This is a genomic window from Paenibacillus harenae DSM 16969 (genome assembly GCF_000422465.1).
Lineage (GTDB): Bacteria > Bacillota > Bacilli > Paenibacillales > Paenibacillaceae > Pristimantibacillus > Pristimantibacillus harenae.
On record NZ_KE383842.1, the window covers coordinates 619,228 to 637,843 of the forward strand.

The window sequence follows — 18,616 nt, forward strand, 5'->3', positions numbered from 1 at the left end:
AACGCACAGAGGGGAGAGCTGCGCATGTCGCTCCGATTTGTCATTGGCCGTTCAGGGACCGGTAAAACAACTTATTGCTTAAACGAAATCAGAGACCGGCTGCGCGAGCAGCCGGAAGGGCCGCCGCTCATTATGCTGGTGCCGGAGCAGGCGACCTTCCAGACCGAATACGCATTGCTTCAGAGCGGCGGTCTGAACGGCACGATCCGAGCGCAAGCGATGAGCTTTAGAAGGCTGGCCTTCCGGGTCATGCAGGAGACGGGCGGGACCGCTCTTGTTCCGATCGGCGATACCGGGAAGCACATGCTGCTCTACAAGATCGTTCACAGGCTGGGGAAGCAGCTGGGGCTGTTCCAGAACGGGGCGGGGCAGCCGGGATTCATTGACCGGCTTGCTGAGCTGCTAACGGAATGGAAGCGATACGGCATCGGCGCCGAAATCCTGCAAGCCAAGACGGAGACGGCCGATTCGGCGGCTTCCGGTTCCGTCTTATTAAAGCGAAAGCTGCATGATTTGCAGCTGATATACAGTCAAATGGAGCAGGAGCTCGCCGGCATGTATATCGACGCCGAGGATTATTTGCGATATTTGCAGGCAGGGTTCGCCGATGCATCCTCGATGCAGGGCGCGCAAATTTGGGTAGACGGTTTCTATGGCTTTACACCGACCGAATACGAGGCGCTTGGCGCCTTAATGGCGTCGTCCGCGCAGGTGACGGTCACGCTGACGCTGAACCGTATCTACGGGCCAGGCGAGAAGCCGCACGAGCTGGAGCTTTTCCATCCGACAGCGGAAACCTATAACAAGCTGATGGAGCAGGCGGCTGAGCGGGACGTTGCCGTACACCAGCCGATTATGCTTGGCGAGGAGCCGCCGGCGAGATTCCGGGGGAGTCCGATGCTGGCTCATTTGGAGAAGCATTACCATGACCGGGTGCCGATGCTTCTCTCGGACCGCTCGATGCTGGAGCTTGGTTCTGACAACTGCGGCGTATCTCTGCATGCGGCTGCAGGCCGGCGCGCCGAGGTTGAAGCGGTCGCGCGCGATATGATCCGCAGGGCGCAATCGGAGAATCTGCGCTGGCGGGATATGGCCGTAATGGTGCGTAACGCGGAAGACTACATCGATTATATCGGACTCCTGTTTACCGAATACGGAATACCGTTTTTTGTCGATCAAAAGGAAAAAGCCGTTCATCACCCGTTAGTCGAATTTATTCGTTCCGCGATGGAGACGGCATTGTTCGGCTGGCGGTACGATGCGGTGTTCCGCTGTGTCAAAACCGAAATGCTGTTCAACCCGGACAACAGCATTCCCCGCGAATGGTTCGACCTGCTTGAAAACTATGCGCTGGCTGCCGGTATTGACGGATGGAAGTGGCTGGACAAGAAGCGCTGGCGTCCGCTTGTTCCCGTTTCTCTTGACGATGATTCAGATATGGAGACGGTGGTCAGCGAGAAAGCGCAGCGGGAATTTGATATCGTGCTTGCGGCCAGAGCGTCTGTCGTGCCGCCTCTTCGCCGCTTCGGAGATGCGATGAAGAAGGCGGAGAACGTTAAGGAAATGTGCATAGCGCTGTATCGCCTGCTCGATGAGACAAAAGCGGCGGACAGGCTTGAGCGATGGAGCCAGGAAGATATGGAAGGCGGCGATCCGCAGCGGGCCAGAAGCCACCGGCAGCTCTGGGACAACGTCATGCAGCTGCTTGATCAATTAGTCGAGCTGGCGGGACAGCAATCGCTGACGCCGGAATTGTTCGCCGGCATGGTGGAAGCCGGACTCGACAGCCTGAAGCTGGCCGCTGTCCCGCCGGCGCTCGATCAGGTGCTGATCGGCAGCATGGACCGCACAAGGTCCGGTCATGTCCGCATATGTTACGTGCTTGGAGCGAATGACGGGATTATGCCGATGAGAGTGAAGGAAGACGGCATTTTGACCGAGCCGGAGCGCGAACGGCTTGCGGAGGACGGACTCGTTATGGCGCCCGGCGTCAGGCGGCGGTTGCTGGATGAACGATTTATGATCTACAACGCGCTTACGACGCCAAGCCGCCATTTGTGGCTCAGCTGGGCGCAGGCGGACGAGGAGGGCAAAAGCATGCTGCCTTCCGAAATCGTCAGGCATGTGCGTCAGCTTTTTCCCGGAATCCCTGTTCACAGCGCAGCGGCGGAGCCTTCTTCCAGCCTGCCGGTTCAGGAGCAGAGAGAATTCGTCTCCCGGCCGGCGCGGACATTATCGTATTTGATTGCGGCGATCCGGAAGTGGAGACAGGGAGAAATGATCCCGCCTTTCTGGTGGGATATGTATAACTGGTTTGCCGTAAGGCCGGAATGGCAGCCTAAGCTTGAACGGCTGACGGCGTCCCTTGTTTATGTGAATCAAGAGCAGGTGCTGACGAGGGAAACGGCCCGTGAACTATACGGCGCAAGACTGCAGGTAAGCGTATCGAGAATGGAGCGTTTCGTATCCTGTCCGTTTCAGCATTTTGCCATCCACGGGCTGAAGCTGCGGGAACGGAAGCAGTACCGGCTCGAATCACCCGACGTTGGACAGCTCTTCCATGCCGCATTAAGCCGGCTGGCAGCGGGACTTGGCCCGCGCTGGGGCCAGATGCCTCCGGCGGAGCTCAAGGCAGCTGCCGCTCAGACGGTAGATGAGCTGGCGCCGAAGCTGCAATCGCAAATTTTGTTAAGCAGCAGCCGCTTTCAATATATCGCGCGCAAGCTGAAGGAAATCGTCGGACAAGCAGCCCTGATACTGGGCGAGCACGCGAGGCGGGCCGAATTCCATCCCGTTGGTACGGAGATTGACTTCGGGCCGGGCGGTGCGCTGCCTGCGCTTCAGATTCCGCTGGAGGACGGCGGAGTTTTAGAAATCATCGGCAGAATAGACCGTGTCGACGCCGCGGAGTCGGAGCAGGGACTGCTTCTGCGCGTGCTTGATTACAAATCAAGCATGACGCAGCTTCGGCTGGAGGAGGTCGCTCACGGTCTGTCGCTGCAAATGCTGGCCTACCTCGACGTGCTCGTGACCCATGCGCCGGAATGGCTGGGGAAATCGGCTTCCCCTGCAGGCGTGTTATATTTTCACGTTCATAATCCGCTGCTTGCTTTATCCAACGGCCTTCATCCGTCCGAGGTTGCGGGCAAGCTGCTCAAGCGGTACAAAATGCGCGGGCTGGTGACCGCCGAAGCGGAGACGGTAAGGCTTATGGACGATGAGCTGGAGACGGGCTATTCCGAGCTGCTTCCCGTAGCCTTGAAGCGGGACGGCAGCTTCTACGGCAGTTCCTCGGTCGTAACGAATGAACAATGGGATGTGCTGCGCCGTTCCGTGCGAAAAACGATCGGCCGGATCGGCAGCGACATCGGCGCCGGCGAGGTATCGATCGAGCCGTATCGGATCGGCGCCAAATCGCCTTGCCAATATTGCGATTACAAAGCGGTTTGCCAGTTCGACGCGCAGTTTGACGGAAATGAATATCGGAAGCTAAGCAAGCCTGCAAAGGATGAAATCTGGCAGCAGCTGGAGAAGGAGTGATAGACGATGCATACCGCTAAAGATACGCCAAAGCCGGAAAACAGCACCTGGACCGATGATCAATGGGATGCCATCGTCACAAGCGGCTCCAATATTCTCGTTGCCGCTGCCGCAGGCTCCGGCAAGACGGCCGTTCTCGTCGAGAGAATCATCCGCAAAATTTCCGCCCAATCCGACGTTGACCGCTTGCTCGTCGCGACGTTCACGAAGGCCGCTGCCGCCGAGATGAAGGAACGAATCCGGATTGCGCTCGAGAAGGAGCTGGAAAAACAGCCGGATTCGGAGCATTTGCGGCGTCAGCTTGCCTTAATGAACCGGGCCTCGATCACGACGCTTCATTCTTTTTGCCTGGACGTCATCCGAAGATATTACCCGCTTATCGGACTGGATCCGGGCTTTCGGATCGCGAATGAAACCGAGAGCGAGCTGATGAGGCTCGACGTGCTCGATCAGCTGTTCGAGCAGAAATACGAGAGCGCCGGCGACGACGGCGCGTTCCTTCGCCTGGCCGACCGTTACGGCGGCGAACGCGGCGATGAGCCGCTGTACCGTCTGGTCCAGCAGCTGTACGACTTTTCGCAAAGCCATCCATGGCCGGAACATTGGCTTCGCGAGACTGCGGCTGCTTTCGACATTACGGATGTCGCGGAGCTGCAGCGCAGCGAGTGGGTTGCAAGCCTGCAAGGCGATATCCGGCTTGCGCTGGACGGCGCAGCCTCGCTGCTGCGGCAGGCGCTCGAGCTAACGAGACAGCCGGCGGGGCCTGCGCCTTACGCCGCCAGCTTCGACGAGGATTTGCTTATGGTCGGCAGTCTATCCGAGTTGATAAACACATCGCCGTGGGAGTCGTGGATCGGGCCGTTTCAATCGGTCCAATTCGGCAAGCTGAAGCCGATGCGCGGCGAGGAATACGATAAATCGCTGCAGGAACAGGCGAAGGAGCTGCGGGATAACGCGAAGAAGCTGATTACGGCACTGGCGGATGAGCTGTTTGGCCGGTCGGCCGGGCAGTTTCTGGAGGAGCTCCGGGAGCTGGCGCCGCTTATGCGGGCGTTGGCGGAGCTTGTCATCGATTTCGGCGAGAGCTACGAGGCTGCAAAACGGGCAAAGGGGCTGCTTGATTTCGGCGATTTGGAGCATTACTGCCTTCGCATTCTGCGCGATCCTGCGTCTACGCCAAACCGGTTGATCCCGTCGGTTGCGGCGCTCGAGTTCCAGCAGCAATTCGATGAAATTTTGCTCGATGAGTACCAGGACACGAATATGGTGCAGGAGGCGATCGTCTCCTTAATCGAACGGCCCGGCCATGGCAACCGGTTCATGGTCGGCGACGTGAAGCAGAGCATTTACCGGTTCCGGCTCGCCGAGCCGAGACTGTTCTTGCAAAAATATAAATCATACCTGTCACGTCAAGGTCAAGGCGAACAAACGAATGAAACCTCTCCCGGCTTACGCATTGATTTGGCGAGAAATTTCCGCAGCCGCGCTGAGGTCGTTGACGGCGTTAATGCCATATTCCGCTCCATTATGCGCGAGAATGTCGCGGAAATGGACTATGATGAACGCGCTGAGCTCGTCTGCGGAGCGGCTTACCCCGATCCCGAGCCGGCGGACAACTGCCGTGTGGAGTTCGCCGTTCTGAACAAAGCGGGTGCGGACGACGCCGCTGAGGATTCCGACGGACCGGAGTTTACCGAACAGGAAGAGGACATTGAGCAGAACGAGAACGGTTCGGCTGCAGAATCGGCAGCCGAACTGAAGACGGCGCAGCTGGAGGCGCGTTGGATCGCAGAGCGGCTCCGGAGGCTGATTGACAGCGGCTTCCAGGTGTATGACGGCAAACGCAAAGCGAGCCGCAGCCTCCAGTGGAGAGATGTCGTCATTTTGCTCCGGGCTACGCAGCAATGGGCGCCGATCATGATAGAGGAGCTGCAGGCAAACGGCATACCGGCCTATGCGGAACTAAGCAGCGGATATTTTGACGCCGTTGAAGTGGAGACCATGATGTCCTTGCTGCGCGTCATCGACAATCCGTACCAGGATATCCCGCTCGCAGCCGTCCTTCGATCCCCGTTATTTGCGCTAAATGCGGAGGAGCTGGCGCGAATTCGGATTTTGTCGGCAAAAGGCTCCTATTTCGATGCCGTGCTTCATGCGGCGGGGGATTTGTTTCTGGATGAAGGCTTGCGCAGGAAATTATCGCAGTTTCTTGACGGACTGGATCGCTGGCGCGCGGAAGCGAGGCAGGGCTCGCTTGCCGGCTTGCTGTGGGCAATATACCGGGAGACCGGTTATTACGATTTTGTAGGCGGCCTGCCGGGCGGAACGCAGCGGCAAGCCAATTTGCGCGCCCTGCATGACCGCGCGAGACAATATGAAGCGACCTCGTTCCGGGGACTGTTCCGTTTCCTCCGGTTTATCGAGCGGATGAGAGACAGCGGCGGCGATCTGGGAACGGCGCGGGCGCTCGGCGAGCAGGAGGACGTGGTCCGGATCATGTCGATTCACAAAAGCAAAGGGCTCGAATTTCCCGTTGTTTTTGTCGCCGGACTCGGCAAGCTGTTCAACCAGCAGGATGTCCGCAGCGCCTTCTTAAAGCATAAGCAGCTCGGCTTCGGACCGCGGTTCGTCGATCCCGAATTGCGGATCAGCTATCCGACGCTTCCTTATCTGGCTATTCGCAGAGCGATGCGCATGGAAATGCTGGCCGAGGAAATGCGGATTTTGTACGTCGCCTTAACGCGCCCGAAGGAAAAAATGTTTCTTGTCGGCACTGTGGCAGATGCGGAAGCCAAGCTGAAACGCTGGCTTGCCTCCGTCGATGCGGACGGCACCATGCCGGATTTCCGCGTCGCTTCGGCGCGATCCTACATCGACTGGCTTGGTCCGCTGGCAGCGCGCCAAATGGCGGAGCAGGAGCAGCTGTCTGCTGGCGGCAATCCGCCGCAATGGCAAGCGGGCATTCTGGCAGCCGCATTACTCGTCAATGAGGCTGCAGCGGCGTCGGATATAACGGAAGCTTCGTCTGGCGATTTGACCGAGCGGCTGCAAGCCGTTACTTCGCTCTCGCTGCTGGAGGATACGGAACCGGATGAAGAGCTCCGGCTCCGCCTGGAATGGGAATATCCTCACAAAGCCGCGGCGGAGCTGGCCGCCAAAACGTCAGTCACAGAAATGAAGCGGCTCTATGCGGACGTACAGGAGGATGCTGCGCCAATGGACGACCCTCCGGCAAGCGGGGAAGCACACGGTAGCGGATCCGGGCGTCGAGTTCCGTCCACCGGCATATCCGCATTTCGGCTTCGACGCCCTTCTTTCATGGCGGAAGTGTCGCTGACCGCCGCCGAGAAGGGCTCGGTGAACCATTTGCTAATGCAGCATGTTCCTCTATCGGGTGATATGGACGAAGCAAAGCTTCAGCAAACGATGGAGAACATGATTGAACGGCGAATATTAACAGTCAAGCAGTCGGAATCGATTGATCTGCCCGGCGTAGCCGCATTTTTTGGAAGCGGGCTGGGACAGAGGCTGCTATCGGCGGATTGGGTGCGCCGGGAGATCCCCTTCAGCTGCATGTTCCCGGCAAGCCGGGTATACCCGCGTACGGACGTTTCACTGGCAGACGAACCGATTCTGATTCAGGGGATTATTGACTGCTTGTTCGAGGATCGGGACGGGATCGTTCTGCTCGATTATAAGACGGATCGGATAGTCGGGAGCCGGTGGGAGCTAGCGGCCGAGCGGCACCGTTTCCAGCTTGAGCTGTATGCGGAAGCGATAGAATCCGTGCTGGGCCGTCCGATTCAGGAGCGCCATGTGTTCTTCTTTGACGGCGGACAGTCGGTGCAGCTTCATCATTAAGTCATGAATAAAGGAGGGTGGTATTTATGGAACAACAACCAGCGGGAAAAAGGCCGATTGCGCTGCCGGTTACACTTGTGCTTCTCGTTTTCAGCTTAGTCGGCAACGTTTTTCTGTACTCGCAATCCTTACAGAACATGCAAGGCAATAAATTCGAAGCCGGCGAGCGTATATTTACCGCTGCGGCAGAATCGCGGCAATACTTCGAGGAGCTCGTTGTCCAGCTCGACGCCTTATTGGCAAGCGAGCTTCTCGAGAAGCGGGCCGAGATCAAATATGATGCCGGAAAGATTTCACAGAAAGGGCGGTCAGTCGTGCTGTTAGCGGAAGAAGCGCAGAAGCTGAACGGCAATGGAAATTCGGAGGCGGAGATCGCATCTGCCTATATAAAAAATGTCGATTCGTCGCTTCAATCGATCGGCAATTATGAAGGCCCGCTGAACGACCCGGATATAGTCAATTTACAGGCCTTGAAGCAGTCTGCTTCAAGCCTGGCGGGCGTCATGAGCGGTTTCAATTTGAAAATGAAGGATAACCGCACAGCGATTATCCGTCTGGCCAGCGGAGCCGAATGGTTGGATCTGATGGACGAGCTTCAGCGGCTGATGTCGGAGCAAGTCTCGAAATAACTTGGTCGGTCCTAGTTTTTAGGTTTGACGGGAGTAGCCAAATGCCCACCTGTGAATATGATAATGTTGACAGGAGGCTGAAATGAATGGAAAACACAATGTTTGACACCCAGCAAAAAAAACAATGGTGCGAGAGCCATATGAATCGCTACGTATTGGCTCAAACGCATGACGGCTGGTGCTGCGACGGAATTATCGAGTATTTGGACGATGAGGTGGTTTGCCTTGCCGTGCCGTGCGGGTCCGATGAGTGGGACGGCAGAGCCTTTTTGCCTTTCGCGCCATATGGCTATCCCATCTATCCTTATCCCTATTTCCCGCGCAGGCGATTTGTCCGCCGGGTGTTCCCGCTCGCGGCGCTGCTTGCCCTTAGCTTGCTGCCTTTTTATTAGAATGTCCGCCAGAGCCGGCGGGGCGTCAACTGCGTTCACCCGCCGGCGTCTGCCAATTGGACGAGATTCATTTTTTTCGTTATGATAGGAGGAAAGCAGGAATAGGGGGTGAACTGATGGACTGCATATTTTGCAAAATAATCGAAGGCGTCATTCCGTCGACGAAAGTGTTCGAGAATGATAGGATACTTGCTTTCCGAGACATCCAGCCAGCCGCTCCCGTACATATTTTAATCATCCCGAAGAAGCACATCCCGACGATGAATGACGTAACGGATGAGGATGCGCCGGTTATCGCAGAGCTGTTCGCTGCTGCAAGGCAAATAGCGAAAGAGCAAGGCATCGACGAGTCCGGTTATCGGTTGGTGAACAATGTGAATGCGGATGGAGGGCAAGTCGTCTATCACCTGCATATCCATTTATTAGGCGGCGCGAAGCTTTCTCCATTACTGGGAGAGGTCTGAAGTTGACACTGCCTTTTGGTTTGACATATAATGAAATTTGATAAACCGTGTATTAGCTCTGGACGGTCTGTTTCGGAGGGAGGGAAAACTGGTGTCTGAAACTAAAGTTCGCAAAAACGAAACTATCGATGCTGCGCTTCGCCGCTTTAAACGTTCCATCGCTAAAGATGGGGTTCTTGCTGAGGTGAAAAAACGCAAGCATTATGAAAAACCAAGCGTAAAGCGCAAGAAGAAGTCTGAGGCTGCGCGTAAGAGAAAGTTTTAGGAGGATCCTTCCATAATGAACCTGAGCGAAAGATTGACCGACGATATGAAGCAAGCCATGAAGAATCAGGACAAGTTCAAACTAGCCGTTATTCGAATGATGCGCGCGTCAGTTAAGAACTTGGAAATTGATCTTAAGCGTCCTTTGGACGACAGTGAAGTGCTTGATATTCTAAGTCGCGAAATCAAACAACGTAAAGATTCCCTCCAAGAATTTAAAAAAGCCGGCCGTGATGATCTAGTTGCGGATCTTGCAGTAGAAATTGAAATTATTAGTCAATACCTTCCCGAGCAGCTGACTGAAGAAGAGATTCAAGAGATAGTAACACAGACCATCCATGAACTCGGTGCTTCTTCCAAAGCCGATATGGGAAAAGTTATGAGTGCCCTTATGCCAAAAACAAAGGGTCGCGCTGACGGTAAACTAGTAAATCAGTTCGTACAGCAACTTCTGAAGTAACTACACATTCGGACTCACAAAACACCCCTGTACAGGGGTGTTTTTTTAAATTCATAAGCATTTATAAGTTTTTACACTTGAAGGTTGAACGATTATACATTGCTAAACCGGTTGCAGTGGCATACTAAGGAGGCGGTCACATTTGAAACATTAAATCCTTTAGATCGTAATAATACATAATATAAGAAAAAGGAGGGGCTTTCTTGCACATGAACCGCTCACGAAGAAGCTTGTACCCCGTGCCCGTCATTTTGCTGGCGGCGATGTTGTTGCTTACGCTCGCAGGGCTGTTCGGCGTTTCTGCCCGGCAAGCCGCTGCGGCAGAAGCAGACACAGGATCGGCGGTCTACGTTATACCCGTCAAGCAGACGGTGGAGTCCGGGCTTGAATCGTTCTTGAAAAGAGCTTATAAAGAGGCCGATGAAGCGAATGCCGAGCATGTGATCCTGGTGATCAATACGCTTGGCGGAAAAGTCGTCAATGCAGAAAGCATAGGCCATTTTATCCGTGAAAGCCGCATCCCGACGACGGCTTTCGTCGAAGGGAAGGCGGTATCGGCCGGCACTTATATCGCGCTTAACGCGGATAAGATCGTGATGCAGCCCGGGAGCACGATCGGAGCGGCTGCTGTTGTCGACGGAGCGGGCACTTTAATCGAAAATCCCAAGACCATTTCGTTCTGGGTGTCGGAGATGAGCGAAGCCGCGGCGCTGAACGATAGGGATAAAAACATCGCTGCAGCCATGGTCGATCCGAATGTGACGCTTCATTTGCAGGACAAAATCGGCAGAGATAAACAGAAAGGGGAGATTCTAACCTTAACTGCCAGCGAGGCGGAGACGCTCGGTTACTCAGAGCATACTGCAGGCACAGTTAATGAGGTTGTGAAATGGCTGGGACTCGAATCCCGCATCCAAATCGAGGTCGAACCGTCGATCGCGGAAAATGTCGCCCGATGGCTCATTAATCCGGTTGTCATGACCGTGCTGCTTATTCTCGGCATCGCCGGCATCGTCATCGAGATGCTTGTTCCGGGTTTCGGTGTGCCGGGCATTATCGGCATATTGTCGTTCGGGCTGTATTTCTTCGGCCATTACGTAGCCGGCTTTGCCGGGGTGGAATCGGTCGTACTGTTTATCCTCGGTATAGCCTTGCTTATTATCGAGGTATTCGTGCCAAGCTTTGGAATATTAGGCATTCTCGGCAGCGCGGCGTTAATAACGGGTGTCGTCATAGCCGCTTCCGATCCGATGACTGCGTTCATTTCATTCGCTGTGGCGATCGTTGCAGCCATCGTCATCATTTCGATCTTCGTCAGGATGAACAAAAAGAAAGGCGTTTGGAACAAATTCATTCTTCGCGATAAGCTGACGACGGAGGAAGGTTACCTATCGGCTGATGTTAAGGTATCGCTGCTTGGTCATGAGGGAGTAACGTTAACGCCGCTGCGACCGTCCGGAACCGTCATGATCGGGGATAACCGGATTGATGTTGTTACCTCCGGCGAATTCGTCAACGTTAACCGAAAGGTTAAGGTTATAAAAGCCGAGGGGACTTGGGTTATTGTGAAAGAAGTAGTAGAATAGGAAAAGATTATGAATTGACATGGAGGCTGATGAATTGGATCCACTCGTATCCGTATTAATCTTAGTTGTCGTTGCCATTATCGTGCTGTCGGTGTTTTTAAGCTTTTTCCCGATTATGCTGTGGATATCGGCTTTGGCTTCAGGCGTGAGAGTAGGCATTATAACGCTGGTTGCCATGCGTTTGCGCCGGGTCGTGCCAAGCCGGATCGTGAATCCGCTAATCAAAGCGACGAAAGCTGGACTTGGCTTAACGATCAACCAGTTGGAAAGTCATTTCTTGGCCGGCGGTAACGTCGACCGCGTCGTGAATGCTTTGATCGCCGCACAGCGAGCGAATATTCCCCTTATTTTCGAACGGGCGGCAGCCATTGATCTTGCAGGACGAGACGTGCTGCAAGCCGTGCAAATGAGCGTTAATCCCCGCGTAATCGAAACGCCGATCGTTGCGGCGGTAGCGAAGGACGGTATTGAGGTTAAAGTTAAAGCCCGCGTTACGGTTCGCGCCAACATCGACCGTCTCGTCGGCGGCGCCGGCGAGGAGACCATCATCGCCCGGGTAGGCGAAGGTATTGTAACGACAGTCGGTTCTGCAAATTCGCATAAGGACGTGTTGGAAAATCCGGATATGATCTCGCGCACGGTGTTGGGCAAAGGGCTTGACGCCGGAACGGCTTTCGAAATTTTATCGATCGATATCGCGGACGTCGACGTAGGCAAAAACATCGGCGCGCATCTGCAAACCGAGCAAGCTGAAGCGGATAAGAAGATCGCTCAAGCGAAAGCGGAGGAACGACGCGCCATGGCCGTAGCCCAGGAGCAGGAAAATAAGGCGAAGGTCGTGGAGATGGAAGCTCGCGTCGTAGAATCGGAATCGCAGGTTCCGCTTGCTATGGCAGAAGCGTTGAAAAGCGGTAAAATCGGCGTCATGGACTATATGAACTTGAAAAATATTGAAGCCGATACGCAAATGCGGAGCTCGATCAGTAAAACGGACGGTTCGACTGACGGCAAAGACGGCCGTTAATGAGCGAATGAACGGAACGAATCAGCGCTTCCGCGCCGTGGAGGTGAAGACGGATTGAGACTAATCGAATTTTTGATGGACAATATCTTCATCGTTGTCATTGTTTTAGGCGCGATCGCTTCGTTCTTCGGCAAGTCCGGCAGCAAGAAGCGGCCGAACCAAATGCCGAATTTCGGAGGCGGCGGCCTGCCGCGTAGAGCGGACCCTCAAACCCTGGAAGAGGGGCATAGAACGGAGAGTACGGCTGAGCGGCCGGTTTACCGCTCGCGTATGGAGCAGGAGAACCGGACATCGGATCATGATTCTTATGAGGGCGGATACCTATCCCCGTCTAGAACGGCGCAGACGACCGCTCCCGAGCGTTCGTCCCGCAGAGCGAGCCCGTATAAATCCAAGGAGCCTGACGGCGATAAGAGCAGATCTGCCGGCAACAGCAGGACAGCGGCATCCGTACAAGCCGACGATATAAGAAAGGCAGTCGTCTGGGCTGAAATTTTAGGTCCTCCGCGTGCCAAACGGCCATATCGCAAATAAAAAAAAGGTGTTCCGCAGGTCAAATCCGACCTGCGGAACACCTTTTTTCGTATCCGCTGAGATTAACTCCTTATCCGAAACTAATCTCATAATTCACCTGTTCATCGCATATTTTGGTACAGTACATGAAAATCCACTTATATTTGTAATGTTTACGAAGTAGGTTTGCTCACGCAAACCTAAGCTTATGCTTACGAAGTAGGTTTGCTCACGCAAACCTTTAAGGAGGTCGCGATTCGTCCATGCGTCGTATAAAAAGAAAATTTCGTAAAGTGACCGCCGAGCTGCTGGATATGCCGCATGACGTCGTGTACGATCTGCCGCGATTGACGATGATAGGCGACCGTCAGCTGTATATTGAGAATCACCGGGGGGTCGTACATTTTTCCAGCGAAAGCCTGAGGCTCGCTTTAAGCAAGGGACAGCTGGAGGTAACGGGCAGCGAGCTTGTCATACGGACGATATGGACGGAAGAAGTATTCGTGGAAGGCCAAATTAAAAACATTCAAATATTGCCATAAATTCGTAATGGGGAGGGGAACGGTTTGAGCGTACGAGGGGTACAATGGATGAAGGGGATCGTTACCGTACATGTTCGGGGAGGGCAACCGGAACAGCTGGTCAACCTTGCGTTAACAGGCGGGCTGCAACTGTCTTCCATCCGGTGGACAAGCGGGGGTATGCTTGAATTTGAGATTTCGGTCCGTGATTTCTTCGAGCTTCGTCCGTATTTAAAGCAGACAGGCTGCCGCATGCATGTTGCGAAACGGAAGGGCTTGCCGTTCTGGCTGGTGAAAGCGGAGAGAAGGATGTTTTTTACCGCCGGAATCACCTTGTTTTTCGCTATTATATTCATGCTGTCCTCTTTGGTTTGGAGCGTCGAGGTGCAGGGCAACATTAAATTAACGGAAGATCAAATCCGGTTAGCCGCGAAGCAGGAAGGCTTATATCCGATGCAGTGGTCTTTCCGTCTGGCGGATGCGGACGTGCTGTCGAAGGAATTGGTGAAGAAATTGCCGGGATCTTCCTGGGTCGGCGTGGAGAAGAAAGGGACAAAGATTATTATTCAAGTGGTTGAGCATACCATTCCCGATCAGGCTCCCCTGCAAAATCCGCGGCATCTCGTTGCTTCAACCGACGCCGTCGTAACGGAGATTATCGCCGAGGCGGGCAGGCCGGTCGTTAAGAAAAACACGAAGGTAAAGAAAGGACAAACGTTAATATCCGGTACTATAGGCGGCGAAGAAAATACACGGACGGTTGTGGCCAAAGGAAGGGTCAGGGGACTAGTCTGGTATGAGTTCGAAATCGAATCGCCGATGGTACAGCAGACAAAGGTATATACGGGTGAGAAAAAAACGAAATGGTATGCCGTAATCGGCTCCAGAGCGCTTCAGTTAAGCGGGTATGGCCAAGATCCTTATGAATCCTCCGAAACGATTACGCATGAGGAAAGGGCGGCATGGCGCAATTGGTCCTTGCCGGTCGGCCGCATGAAGGAGACGGTTATGGAAACGCGGCAGGAAGAGAGAGAGCTTACGGCAGACGAAGCGAAGAGCATCGGAATTCTGCAGGCAAAAGCAGAAGTACTCATGAAAGCAGGTCCGGATTCGGTTATCCGGGAGGAAATTGTTTTGCATGAAAAGGCTGAGAATGGTAAAGTTTATATGAAAGTTCTTTTTGAAGTTGAGCAATCTATCGTGAAGGAAATGCCACTAGTCCAGATGCAAGGAGATTGAGGATTGTTGCCAATTGAAACGAAAGTAGCAAGAATACCGCTCGGCAGCGCAGCGGAAGGATTAGCCGTATTCGGACCGCAGGACAAGTTTCTACGACTCGTACAAGCGCAGATCGACGCATCGATCACATCGCGCGAAGCGGAAATCGTCATTTCCGGGGGAGCCGAAGAGGTAGATTCGCTTGAGCAGCTTTATAACGTACTGCTGCAGCTCGTACGCGGGGGATATACGCCTTCGGAGAGAGATGTAGCCTATGCGCTTGAGCTGGCAAAGTCAATGCAAGCCGAGGAGCTTCTGGACTTATTTAAGAAGGAAATTACGACGACTTTCCGGGGGAAGCCGATACGGGTCAAGACGATCGGGCAGCGCCACTATGTGAAGACCATTCGCAAGCTGGATATCGTATTCGGAATCGGACCTGCGGGAACGGGCAAGACCTATTTGGCCGTCGTGATGGCCGTAGCCGCATTGAAGGAAGGTTCGGTCAAACGGATCGTGCTTACGAGGCCGGCAGTAGAAGCAGGCGAAAATTTGGGATTTCTGCCCGGCGACCTGCAGGAGAAGGTAGACCCTTACTTACGCCCGTTGTATGACGCCCTGCACGACGTGCTTGGGCCCGAGCAGACAGTCAAAGCCATTGAGCGTGGCATGATCGAAATCGCACCGCTAGCTTATATGCGCGGCAGAACGCTCGACGACGCTTTTATTATTCTGGATGAAGCGCAAAATACGACGCCGGAGCAAATGAAAATGTTTTTGACCAGGCTCGGCTTTGGCTCGAAAATGGTCATCACAGGCGACGTTACGCAAATCGATTTGCCAAGAGGCAAAAACTCGGGTTTAATCGAGGCGCAGCGTATTTTGAGAGATATAGAAGAAATTGGCATCATCCATTTCTCTGAACAGGATGTCGTGAGGCATTCTTTGGTTCAGAAAATTATCGTAGCCTACAATTGGGATGCTGAAAACAAAGCTTAGAGAGGAATGTCTGCTGCATGAACCAAAATCAGACCGGAAAACAGGGGAACTTGCGGCCGTCGAGGACGGCGGGTTGGAAGCAGAGTGCAGCCGTTCGATGGGTGCTGATGTTCATGTTTGTGCTGCTGTTCTATTTCAGTTTAGCTCCGCATGTGGTTCCCGAGACATACGATATTGAAGAGGGCGCTGTCAGCGAGAAGGACATTAAAGCGCCCTTCCAAATTAAAGACGAGAAAGCGACAAGGGAAGCGGAGGAAGCCGCGGCCGAGAGAATCGATGATATTTATTCGATCGTGCCGCTTCGGAACGAAACGCTGGTTGATCAGATTTTTGTGCGGATCGAACAACTGAATCAGGATGATCAAGTAACCGTGCAGAACAAGATCGACATCTACCGGAACGAGATTCCCGGCCGCTATTCGGAATATATCGATAAATTTGTGAAGCAGAATCAAGGCAAAGGGACTTATAACGATACGCTCCTCGAAGAGATGGCTCAAGTTGCGAAGGAACAGCAATATACGATTCCGGAAGAAACATTTTATAAAATGCCTAATATGTCCGCTGAAACGTTAACCGAGATGCGCAATGTAGCTCGGGATATTGTGCGTAAGCTGACGAGCGAGCAGCTTCGCGAAGCGGAGACGGCGCGCACGCAGGTTGCCGAGCTGGTGAACGCAAGCTCGTTATCGAGCCGGACAAGCCGTGAAATCGTTCAAGAGTTGGCCAGATTCGCCATCATGCCGAACAAATTTTTCGATAAGGAAGCTACAGACGAGGCGAAGGTGCAGGCCAAGCAGAATACGACTCCCGTCGTCTTTAAGGAAGGCGAGCTGATCGTGAAGCGTGGGCAGACGATAACGCCTGAGCTATATAAGCTGCTCGTCGATTCATCCTTGCTGCAGGAGCAGAAAAACTATTGGCCGCAGACCGGACTTCTCATTATGTCCGTCATGTTTATCATTACGCTCTATGCATATCTTCACCAGTCGGGCGGAATAAACGGCATAAAGCCAAAGTACAATAACGCTTCGCTGCTCATGTTGTGGCTTATCTTTTTCATTAACATCGTAACGATGCAGATCGTATCGTTGACGCAGACAGATACAGCGCCGTATGCGGGCTATATGGCACCTGCCGCCTTGGGAACGATGCTGATCATGCTGCTTCTGGATATGCATCTGGCGATGATCAGTTCCATATTGTTCGCAATTATGGGCAGTATTATATTAAATACAGGCCAGCATCAAGTTTTCGATTTCCAGTACGGATTCGTTATTATTGTCGTATCGTTTGCCGCGATATTCTCCATCCACAGGGCAAGTCAACGGTCGACGATCTTGAAAGCCGGCATTATGGTCAGCTTGTTCGGATCGATCTCGGTGTTGACGCTGCTGCTGCTGGCGGAACAGCTGGAGAGGGCATTCTTTATTTATTCGGTCGCGTTTGCTTTTGGAAGCGGCTTGATTACCGCCATATTGGTCATCGGCTTGATGCCGTTTTTCGAAATTACGTTCGGAATCTTGTCTGCGCTTAAGCTGGTGGAGCTGTCTAATCCGAATCATCCGCTGTTGCGCAAGCTGCTTACCGAAACGCCGGGAACTTATCATCACAGCGTAATGGTCGGCAATCTGTCGGAGGCTGCCGCGGAAGCGATAGGAGCAGACGGGCTGCTGTGCCGGGTAGGCTCGTTCTACCATGACATCGGGAAGACGAAGCGGCCGAATTATTTTATCGAGAATCAAACGAATATCGAAAATCCGCATGACACCATAGACCCTAAGCTAAGCAAGTCGATTATCGTCGCGCACGCAAGAGACGGCGTGGATATGCTTAAAGGGTATAATATACCGAAGCCGATTCGCGACATTGCCGAGCAGCACCACGGGACGACATCGCTGAAGTTCTTCTACTACAAAGCGTTGAAGCAAGCGGAGGAGCAAGGCGTAGAGCCTTCGTTCACGGAGGACGATTTCCGTTATCCCGGTCCGAAGGCGCAATCGAAGGAAGCGGCTGTCGTGGGAATAGCCGATTGCGTCGAAGCGGCCGTGCGGAGCCTTCGCAACCCGACGGTGGACCAGGTTGAAGCGATGATTAACAAGATTATCAAGAGCAGACTCGACGACAATCAATACAATGAATGCGATATAACGCTTAAAGAGCTTGATAAGATCGCCCAATCGTTGAAAGAAAGCGTCATCGGCATCTTCCATTCCCGTATTGAATATCCGGATGACGTCAAAACAAAGGAGCGTTTGGCATGAGCATACAGCTGGATTGGAGCAACGAGCAACAAAAAATAGAAATTCCGGATAGCTGGATTACGAAGCTGGAGCAGCTGCTTCAGCTTGCGGCAGAAGCGGAGGGCATTACGGAGGGCGAGGTTTCCTTAACGTTTACCGATGACGAGGAAATTCATCAGCTAAACCGCGATTACCGGGGAATTGACCAGCCGACCGATGTTTTATCCTTTGCCATGCAAGAAGATGGGACGGAAGAGCTGGATATTATTTTCGAGGTGGAGCACGAGGACGAGCAGGATCCGATTTCCGGAATGCTGGGGGATATTATTATTTCCGTTGAGACGGCGGCGTCGCAAAGCGAGGAGTACGGCCATTCGTTGGAGCGCGAGATCGGATTTCTGTTCGTGCACGGCTTTCTGCATTTAATCGGATATGACCACCAGGATGAAGCGTCCGAAGCGGAAATGACAGCGAAGCAGGAAGCGGTTCTGCAGCAAGCCGGCTTATCAAGGTAATGCGGAAGTTCATCCGCAGCCTCGGATTTGCATGGTCGGGCATCAGCTTTGCGGCGCGGACGCAGAGTCATATGCGTTACCACATCGTTGCTGCGATCATTGCTTGCTTCCTAGGCGTTCTTGTATCGCTGAAGCCGCTGGAATGGGCGGTTATCCTGCTTTCGATCGCCGTCGTCATCAGTGCGGAGATGATGAATACAGCCGTAGAGCAAGCGGTTAATCTTGCGAGTCCCGATATCCATCCGATTGCTAAGGTGGCTAAGGACGTTGCCGCGGGCGCCGTATTAATTGCAGCGGCGATCTCCGTATTGATAGGGCTGCTCATCATCGGGCCGCCCTTATGGTATTTGTTGTTTGATTGAACCAGGAATTTGAACGGAGGTTGCC

Annotated in this window: 16 protein-coding genes; all 16 read left to right on the plus strand. The window is 53.6% G+C overall.

Annotated features, from left to right (window positions below):
• The first annotated feature begins 24 nt into the window (after positions 1–24).
• Positions 25–3,540, plus strand: coding sequence for a helicase-exonuclease AddAB subunit AddB (gene addB / locus H581_RS0112965; RefSeq protein WP_028610364.1), 3,516 nt, complete (start codon positions 25–27; stop codon positions 3,538–3,540).
• 6 nt (positions 3,541–3,546) lie between these two features.
• A complete protein-coding gene (gene addA, locus H581_RS0112970) occupies positions 3,547–7,401 on the plus strand; it encodes a helicase-exonuclease AddAB subunit AddA (RefSeq protein ID WP_028610365.1) in 3,855 nt (1,284 codons plus the stop codon).
• 26 nt (positions 7,402–7,427) lie between these two features.
• The gene (locus H581_RS0112975) at positions 7,428–8,030 is read left to right on the plus strand and encodes a hypothetical protein (protein ID WP_028610366.1); all 603 of its coding nucleotides are present in this window, start codon (positions 7,428–7,430) and stop codon (positions 8,028–8,030) included.
• Between the two features lie 86 nt (positions 8,031–8,116).
• A complete protein-coding gene (locus tag H581_RS0112980) occupies positions 8,117–8,422 on the plus strand; it encodes a hypothetical protein (RefSeq protein ID WP_028610367.1) in 306 nt (101 codons plus the stop codon).
• A gap of 116 nt (positions 8,423–8,538) precedes the next feature.
• Complete coding sequence (locus tag H581_RS0112985) at positions 8,539–8,886, plus strand: histidine triad nucleotide-binding protein (protein ID WP_028610368.1); 348 nt, start codon at positions 8,539–8,541, stop codon at positions 8,884–8,886.
• Between the two features lie 91 nt (positions 8,887–8,977).
• Positions 8,978–9,151 (plus strand): 30S ribosomal protein S21, encoded by a 174-nt coding sequence (gene rpsU / locus H581_RS0112990; RefSeq protein WP_005547957.1) that lies wholly within the window; start codon positions 8,978–8,980, stop codon positions 9,149–9,151.
• A 15-nt stretch (positions 9,152–9,166) separates the two neighbouring features.
• Entirely contained in the window at positions 9,167–9,610 is a 444-nt protein-coding gene (locus H581_RS0112995) for a GatB/YqeY domain-containing protein (RefSeq protein ID WP_028610369.1), read from the plus strand.
• A 209-nt stretch (positions 9,611–9,819) separates the two neighbouring features.
• Positions 9,820–11,196, plus strand: coding sequence for an NfeD family protein (locus tag H581_RS0113000; RefSeq protein ID WP_036718562.1), 1,377 nt, complete (start codon positions 9,820–9,822; stop codon positions 11,194–11,196).
• A 19-nt stretch (positions 11,197–11,215) separates the two neighbouring features.
• Positions 11,216–12,220, plus strand: coding sequence for a flotillin-like protein FloA (gene floA, locus H581_RS0113005; RefSeq protein WP_028610371.1), 1,005 nt, complete (start codon positions 11,216–11,218; stop codon positions 12,218–12,220).
• Positions 12,221–12,274: 54 nt separating this feature from the next.
• Positions 12,275–12,754, plus strand: a complete 480-nt coding sequence (locus H581_RS0113010) for a hypothetical protein (protein WP_028610372.1) — start codon at positions 12,275–12,277, stop codon at positions 12,752–12,754.
• Positions 12,755–12,996: 242 nt separating this feature from the next.
• The gene (gene yqfC / locus H581_RS0113015; protein ID WP_028610373.1) at positions 12,997–13,275 is read left to right on the plus strand and encodes a sporulation protein YqfC; all 279 of its coding nucleotides are present in this window, start codon (positions 12,997–12,999) and stop codon (positions 13,273–13,275) included.
• A 24-nt stretch (positions 13,276–13,299) separates the two neighbouring features.
• Positions 13,300–14,493 carry a sporulation protein YqfD gene (gene yqfD / locus H581_RS0113020; RefSeq protein WP_028610374.1) on the plus strand — a complete coding sequence of 398 codons (1,194 nt, stop codon included), beginning with the start codon at positions 13,300–13,302 and terminating at the stop codon, positions 14,491–14,493.
• A gap of 6 nt (positions 14,494–14,499) precedes the next feature.
• Positions 14,500–15,471 carry a PhoH family protein gene (locus tag H581_RS0113025; RefSeq protein WP_036719047.1) on the plus strand — a complete coding sequence of 324 codons (972 nt, stop codon included), beginning with the start codon at positions 14,500–14,502 and terminating at the stop codon, positions 15,469–15,471.
• A gap of 17 nt (positions 15,472–15,488) precedes the next feature.
• On the plus strand, positions 15,489–17,735 hold the full coding sequence (locus tag H581_RS0113030) for an HD family phosphohydrolase (RefSeq protein WP_028610376.1): 2,247 nt from the start codon (positions 15,489–15,491) through the stop codon (positions 17,733–17,735).
• Positions 17,732–18,229, plus strand: a complete 498-nt coding sequence (ybeY, locus tag H581_RS0113035) for an rRNA maturation RNase YbeY (RefSeq protein WP_028610377.1) — start codon at positions 17,732–17,734, stop codon at positions 18,227–18,229. Before H581_RS0113030 ends, ybeY begins: the two co-directional genes overlap by 4 nt.
• On the plus strand, positions 18,229–18,591 hold the full coding sequence (locus H581_RS0113040; protein ID WP_028610378.1) for a diacylglycerol kinase family protein: 363 nt from the start codon (positions 18,229–18,231) through the stop codon (positions 18,589–18,591). Before ybeY ends, H581_RS0113040 begins: the two co-directional genes overlap by 1 nt.
• Positions 18,592–18,616: the final 25 nt, after the last annotated feature.